The following is a 5,644-nucleotide window of genomic DNA, read 5'->3' as shown; positions in this document are numbered from 1 at the left end:
GGCCGCAAGGGATTGGGCGGCGCGGGCGGGGGCGGCCGGTCGCGCGTGGCAAAGCCGCGCGGCAGCAGGCGCGCCGTTTCTATGCCGCGCAGGAACATGTTCTGGAACGGCGTGGCCAGGTAGGGCAGGACCATGCCGATCACCAGCAAACCCACGCCCAGGGTGACGGGGAAGCCGATACCGAAAATGTTCAGCTGCGGCGCGGCCCGCGTCAGGATGCCCAGCGCCACGTTGGTCAGCAGCAGGGCGGCGATGATGGGCAGCGAAATTTGCAGGCCGGAACGGAAAATCTCGCCGCCCCACGCCGCCAATTGCTGGAAGCCGCCGCTGCTGATGGGGTTCGATGAAATCGGCAGGCTGACAAAGCTTTCCGCCAGCGCCGCCAGCAAGACCAGGTGGCCGTTGACTGTCAAAAACATCAAGGTGGCCAGCATGACGAGGAACTGGCTGATGGCGGAAGACCTGCCCTTGGTTTGCGGGTCGAAGAACGAGGCAAAGCCCAGGCCCATGGTCAGGCTGCTGAGTTCGCCCGCCATTTCAATGGCGGAAAACACGATGCGGATGGAAAAGCCCATGGCCAGGCCTACCAGCATCTCTTGCGTGAGGATCAGCAAGCCGGGCAGGGACATTGGGTTGACGGCAGGCAAGGCCGGCACGGTGGGGGCGATGATCATGGCCAGCAGCGCGCCCAGCGCCACCTTCACGCTGGCCGGCACGGCCGCGTTGCCGAACAGGGGGGCGGCCGCAATCAGGCCGAGGATGCGGCTAAGCGGCCACAGCAATGCTGCGATCCACGTGTTCAGTTCGATGCTGGACAGGGTCAGCATGGCAACAAGCGCCGCACTAGCCCACCAGGTTCGGGATGCCCGTGAAGACCTGGCGCATGTAGTCGAGCATGACGGACAGCATCCAGGGGCCCGCCACGACGATGGCGACAAAGATGCCGACCAGCTTGGGGATGAAGGACAGGGTCGCCTCGTTGATCTGCGTGGCCGCCTGGAAAATACTGACGATCAAGCCGATGATGAGGGCGACCAGCAGCATGGGCGCGGCCACCATCAGGGTGATTTCCATCGCATGGCGGCCCAGGGTCATGACGCTTTCGGGTGTCATCTATTTCCCCTAGTAAAAACTCTGTGACAAGGAGCCCAGCAGCAATTGCCAGCCATCGACCAGCACGAACAGCATCAGCTTGAACGGCAGCGAGATGGTGGCCGGCGACATCATCATCATCCCCATCGACATCAGCACGCTGGCGACCACCATGTCGATGATCAGAAACGGGATGAAGATGGCAAAGCCGATCTGGAACGCCGTTTTCAGTTCGCTGGTGACGAAGGCGGGCACGAGGATGCGCAGCGGCACGTCTTCCGGGCCTTGCAGGGCCGGCGAGCGCGACATCTTGGCAAACAGGGCCAGGTCGGCCTGGCGCGTCTGCTTGAGCATGAAGGTTTTCAGGGGATCGACGCCCTTGTCCATCGCCTGCTGCATGCTGATCTTGTTTTCCTGGTAAGGCAGGTAGGCATCCGTGTAGATCTTGTCGAACACGGGGCCCATGACGAACAGGGTCAGGAACAGGGCCAGCCCCACCAGCACCTGGTTGGGCGGCGCCGACTGCGTGCCGATGGCCTGGCGCAGCAGGGATAGCACGATGATGATGCGCGTAAAGCAGGTCATCATCAGGAGGGCGGCCGGCAGGAAAGTCAGCGACGTCATCAGGATGAGCGTCTGCACGGGCAGCGAGTAATTCTGGCCGCCGCCCGGCGCCGGCGTGCTGGTGAAGGCGGGGATGCCCGGCTGCGCCAGGGCCCACAGCGGCAAGGCCAGGGCGGCGATGGCCAGCAGCCAGGTCAGGGGAGTCTTGATATTGCTCAATGCCATCGTCCGCTGCGTCATTGCCGGCTTATTTCCCATTGCGTTTTTCGATGGTCTGTTTCAGCCATTCGGAAAAATTGGCGGCCGCGGGGCCGTTTTGCGCCGTGGCCAGTTGCGGCAGTTCGCTTTCCTGGCGCGGCAGGGTGGCCAGCGCGTTCACGCGGCCGGGCGAAGCGCCGACGACGATCCACTGGTCCGCCACTTCGACGAGGACGATGCGTTCGCGTCCGCCCAGGCTGAGCGAGCTGACGACGCGCATTTTGCTGTTGCCACCCATGACCTTGGGGCCATAGCGCTTCATGAACCAGGCCAGGCCGATCAGCAGGGCCAGCACGAAGACGAGCGCGAAGATGGTTTGCAGCAAGCTGCCGGCCGACGTGGTCGGCGCCATCGTCATGGGCGCGCCGGGCGGCATGGCGGGCAGGGCGGCGGCAGGGGCCGGTGCCGGCGCTGGTGTTTGCGCCGCTTCGGCGGCTGCCGCGGGTTTTTCGGCAACTACTTCGGCCGGCGCGGATGCCGCTGCGGACGCCGCGACGGCAGCCGATGCCGTTGCAGCCGCCGCCGGCGCCGGTGCCGCCTGGGCGATGCAGCAGGCTGCCGCCAGCGGCAGCAGGGTGGAAATCAACAGGCCAGGCTTCATTTATTCAATTTTCGGATGCGTTCGGAAGGCGTGATGATGTCCGTCAGGCGGATACCGAACTTGTCATTCACCACCACCACTTCGCCCTGGGCGATCAGGCAGCCGTTGACCAGCACGTCCATCGGTTCGCCGGCCAGGCCGTCGAGCTCGACCACGGAACCCTGCGCCAGTTGCAGCAGGTTCTTGATGGCGATCTTGGTACGGCCCAGTTCGACCGTCAGCTGCACGGGGATATCGAGGATGAAATCGATATCGTTGTGCGTTTCCGACTTCGACGCCTGCTTGGAAAAGTCCTTGAACACGGCGGCGCTGGCCGCGCTGGCCGTATTGGCGGCCTGGTTCTGCAGCGCTTCCGCTTCCGCCTTGGCCTGCTCGGCAATGGCCGCGCCCCAATCGTCTTCCGCGCTTTGGTCGTCTTGGTTGTCAGACATGTGTTTCTCCTGTTGTACTGATGCGGGCCGCAGCGCGACCCGTATATTTCTTAATGGTTGTTCATGTTATCGGCATTGGCGAGGAGTTTCTCCACCTTCAATGCATATTGTCCGTTCAATACGCCGTACGTGCAATCCATCACGGGCACGCCGTCGACGGTGGCGGCGATCAGTTCCGGGATGTTCAGCGGGATGATGTCGCCCACCTTCATGTTCAGGATTTCATCGAAGGACACGCGGGCCGTGCCCAGCGAGGCCACCAGCTCCACTTCGGCGATCTGGATCTGTTGCGTCATCAGGCGGATCCAGCGCTTGTCCACTTCCAGCGCCTCGCCCTGCAGGCTCGAGGTCAGCGAATCGCGGATCGGCTCGATCATCGAATACGGCATGCAGAAGTGGATTTGTCCGGAAACGGAGCCCAGTTCCACCGTAAACGTGGAAGCGACCACCACTTCATTCGGTGTGGCGATGTTGGCGAACTGCGTGTTCATTTCTGAACGGATATATTCGAACTCGACGGGGAAGACCGGTTCCCACGACTTGGTATAGGCTTCAAAGACGATATCGAGGATGCGCAGGATGATGCGCTGCTCCGTCTGCGTAAAGTCGCGCCCTTCGACGCGCGTGTGGAAGCGTCCGTCGCCGCCGAACAGGTTGTCGACCAGCAGGAAGACGAGGCCCGGATCGAAGACCATCAGGGCCGTGCCGCGCAGCGGCTTCATGTGCACCAGGTTCAGATTGGTCGGCACCACCAGATTGCGGATGAATTCGCTGTATTTCGAGACGCGCACGGAGCCGACGGACACTTCGGCGCTGCGGCGCAGGAAGTTGAACAGGCCTACGCGCAGCAGCCGGGCGAAGCGCTCGTTGATAATTTCCAGCGTTGGCATCCGGCCGCGCACGATGCGCTCCTGGGTTGCCAGGTTGTAGGTACGAACTCCCGTGACATCTTCCGGCGCCTGCGCGTCGTCCTGGTCTCCGTTGACGCCCTTCAGAAGGGCATCGACTTCTTCCTGGGAGAGGAAATTATCGGCCATGGCTGCTTATTGAATGATGAATGCGGTAAATAATACGTCCGTCACGTCCTGCTCCGGCCCTTTGTCCTCGAACGGCTGGTTCACCTGATTGATGATTTCGGCCGCCAGTTGCTGCTTGCCTTCCACGGTGTTGAGTTCCGATGCTTTCTTGCCGGACAACAGCAGCAGCAAGCGGCTGCGCACCTTCGGCATGTTGAGCTTGATGGTATCCATTTCTTCGGGGCTGCTCACCTGCAGGGTGAATGCGATCTGCAGGTATTGTTCGCCATTTTCCGGCTGCAGGTTGACGGTGAAGGCATCGACGGGCACGAAGACGGGCGGACCGGCCTTCGAGGCAGCATGTTTTTTCTTGCTGGGCGCCGATTCTTCTTTATCGGCCTTGCCATGCAAGAAGTACCAGGCGGCACCGCCGCCGACGCCGCCGGCCACCAGCACCGAGGCCAGCACTATGATCAGAAGCTTCTTTTTCGAGGCGCCGGCGGGGGCCAGGCCTGCATCTGCTTTCGGATCTGCTTTCATTTTTGGATTTGCTTTCAATGGTACTCGAGTGCATGGAAGTGGATCACGACGCCATTATGTCATTATCGGCAAATTCTGCGCAGAAGGATGCAGTGAAAAGAGGGCGGAAGCGCCCTCAACTCGCTGTTTTTATATGAAAAGTTACGCTGCGGGGCGCGCCTGTGGCCTGCGGGCGACGAATTGGCCTCAGGCAAAGGTATCCACGGCGCTCAGGCTGGGCCGGCTGCGTCCGCCTGCCGCCGGCGCGATGGCGATCTCGCCGCCCGCTACGCCGCCGCCCTGGCTATGGCCGCGGCGTTCGCCCGAGGCGGCACGCTCGCCATTGTTTTGCTGTTCCGGCGTGCCGGCCGAGACGGTGGCGCTGCCGAAGGCGATGCCCGCTTCGCTCATCATTTCGCGCAGGCGGGGCATGGCCGCTTCCAGCGCCTGGCGTACTTCGGGCTGGGCCGACATGAACGCGGCATCGGCCTGGTCATTGGTGACCGTCAGGACCACTTGCAGGGGCCCCAGGTCCGGCGGATTCAGGGTCAGGGTGGCGCTCTGGTCGCCGCCGGCCGCCATCCACACGACTTTCTGTCCCAGTTGTTGGTCCCAGGCGGGCGTGCCCACCCGGCCAGCCAGCTTGTCTGCCGGCACGGCCGCGGCGGCCGCCGCCTGCTGCAGCGCGCCCGGCTGCAACTGGGCCGCCAGGCGGCTCAGGTCGGCGGGTGCCTCCTTGAGGATCGGTTCGGCCACGGCCATGCCCGCCTTGGCGGTGGCGGCCAGCTGCGCGTCGATGGCCAGCTTGCCCGCTTCGGCCTTGCCGGCTGGCAAGCTGGTGCCTGGCGTGGCGCTCGCCTTGCCCTGGGCCTGGCCCAGGCTGTCGGCAAAGTCGCCGCCGTCCGCTTGCGCGGCGACCGTGGCGGCGGTGCTGGCCTTGCCGCTGCCCTGGGCGGCTGCCGGCAAGGGGCTTGTCGCCAGGCTCTTGCCGTCGGCCTTGCCGCTGGCGCGCGCGGGCAGTTCCGGCACGGCCTTGGCGGCTGCCGCCGGCGGCTGGATGGCCAGCTGGATGCTGCCCACCAGGGCCAGCATTGCGGCGGCCGGATCGGCTGGCGGCGCCACTGTCGCGGCAGGGGCGGCGGGCACGCTGGCCTCGGCCGTGG

8 protein-coding genes are annotated in these 5,644 nt (G+C 64.0%); all 8 read right to left on the bottom strand.

Annotated features, from left to right (window positions below):
* A partial coding sequence (gene fliR, locus GCN74_RS27990; RefSeq protein WP_152259682.1) for a flagellar biosynthetic protein FliR occupies window positions 1–827 on the bottom strand: 827 nt, incomplete at its 3' end.
* A 16-nt stretch (window positions 828–843) separates the two neighbouring features.
* Window positions 844–1,113 carry a flagellar biosynthesis protein FliQ gene (gene fliQ, locus GCN74_RS27985; RefSeq protein WP_034754044.1) on the bottom strand — a complete coding sequence of 90 codons (270 nt, stop codon included), beginning with the start codon at window positions 1,111–1,113 and terminating at the stop codon, window positions 844–846.
* Window positions 1,114–1,122: 9 nt separating this feature from the next.
* Window positions 1,123–1,881, bottom strand: coding sequence for a flagellar type III secretion system pore protein FliP (gene fliP, locus GCN74_RS27980; RefSeq protein WP_152259681.1), 759 nt, complete (start codon window positions 1,879–1,881; stop codon window positions 1,123–1,125).
* A gap of 22 nt (window positions 1,882–1,903) precedes the next feature.
* Window positions 1,904–2,515 (bottom strand): flagellar biosynthetic protein FliO, encoded by a 612-nt coding sequence (gene fliO / locus GCN74_RS27975; RefSeq protein ID WP_152259680.1) that lies wholly within the window; start codon window positions 2,513–2,515, stop codon window positions 1,904–1,906.
* Window positions 2,512–2,946 carry a flagellar motor switch protein FliN gene (gene fliN, locus GCN74_RS27970; RefSeq protein WP_034754038.1) on the bottom strand — a complete coding sequence of 145 codons (435 nt, stop codon included), beginning with the start codon at window positions 2,944–2,946 and terminating at the stop codon, window positions 2,512–2,514. The genes fliO and fliN overlap by 4 nt, the downstream gene beginning before the upstream one ends.
* A 50-nt stretch (window positions 2,947–2,996) precedes the next feature.
* Window positions 2,997–3,983 (bottom strand): flagellar motor switch protein FliM, encoded by a 987-nt coding sequence (fliM, locus tag GCN74_RS27965; RefSeq protein WP_034754035.1) that lies wholly within the window; start codon window positions 3,981–3,983, stop codon window positions 2,997–2,999.
* 6 nt (window positions 3,984–3,989) lie between these two features.
* Window positions 3,990–4,502, bottom strand: a complete 513-nt coding sequence (fliL, locus tag GCN74_RS27960) for a flagellar basal body-associated protein FliL (RefSeq protein WP_152259679.1) — start codon at window positions 4,500–4,502, stop codon at window positions 3,990–3,992.
* A 186-nt stretch (window positions 4,503–4,688) separates the two neighbouring features.
* On the bottom strand, window positions 4,689–5,644 hold a 956-nt coding region (locus tag GCN74_RS29455; RefSeq protein WP_226939273.1), incomplete at its 5' end, for a flagellar hook-length control protein FliK.

This window comes from Janthinobacterium sp. FT14W, from assembly GCF_009208755.1.
GTDB classification, from domain to species: Bacteria; Pseudomonadota; Gammaproteobacteria; order Burkholderiales; family Burkholderiaceae_D; genus Janthinobacterium; species Janthinobacterium violaceinigrum.
The sequence above is the reverse complement of the archived record's forward strand: the minus strand, read 5'-3'. Positions and strand labels throughout refer to the sequence as shown.

What these genes read in the sequence shown, in the direction of transcription:
- fliQ (WP_034754044.1), bottom strand. Translation starts at nt 1,113, where the DNA reads ATGACACCCGAAAGCGTCATGACCCTGGGCCGCCATGCGATGGAAATC.
- fliN (WP_034754038.1), bottom strand. Translation starts at nt 2,946, where the DNA reads ATGTCTGACAACCAAGACGACCAAAGCGCGGAAGACGATTGGGGCGCG.
- fliL (WP_152259679.1), bottom strand. Translation starts at nt 4,502, where the DNA reads ATGAAAGCAGATCCGAAAGCAGATGCAGGCCTGGCCCCCGCCGGCGCC.
- fliP (WP_152259681.1), bottom strand. Translation starts at nt 1,881, where the DNA reads ATGGCATTGAGCAATATCAAGACTCCCCTGACCTGGCTGCTGGCCATC.
- fliO (WP_152259680.1), bottom strand. Translation starts at nt 2,515, where the DNA reads ATGAAGCCTGGCCTGTTGATTTCCACCCTGCTGCCGCTGGCGGCAGCC.
- fliM (WP_034754035.1), bottom strand. Translation starts at nt 3,983, where the DNA reads ATGGCCGATAATTTCCTCTCCCAGGAAGAAGTCGATGCCCTTCTGAAG.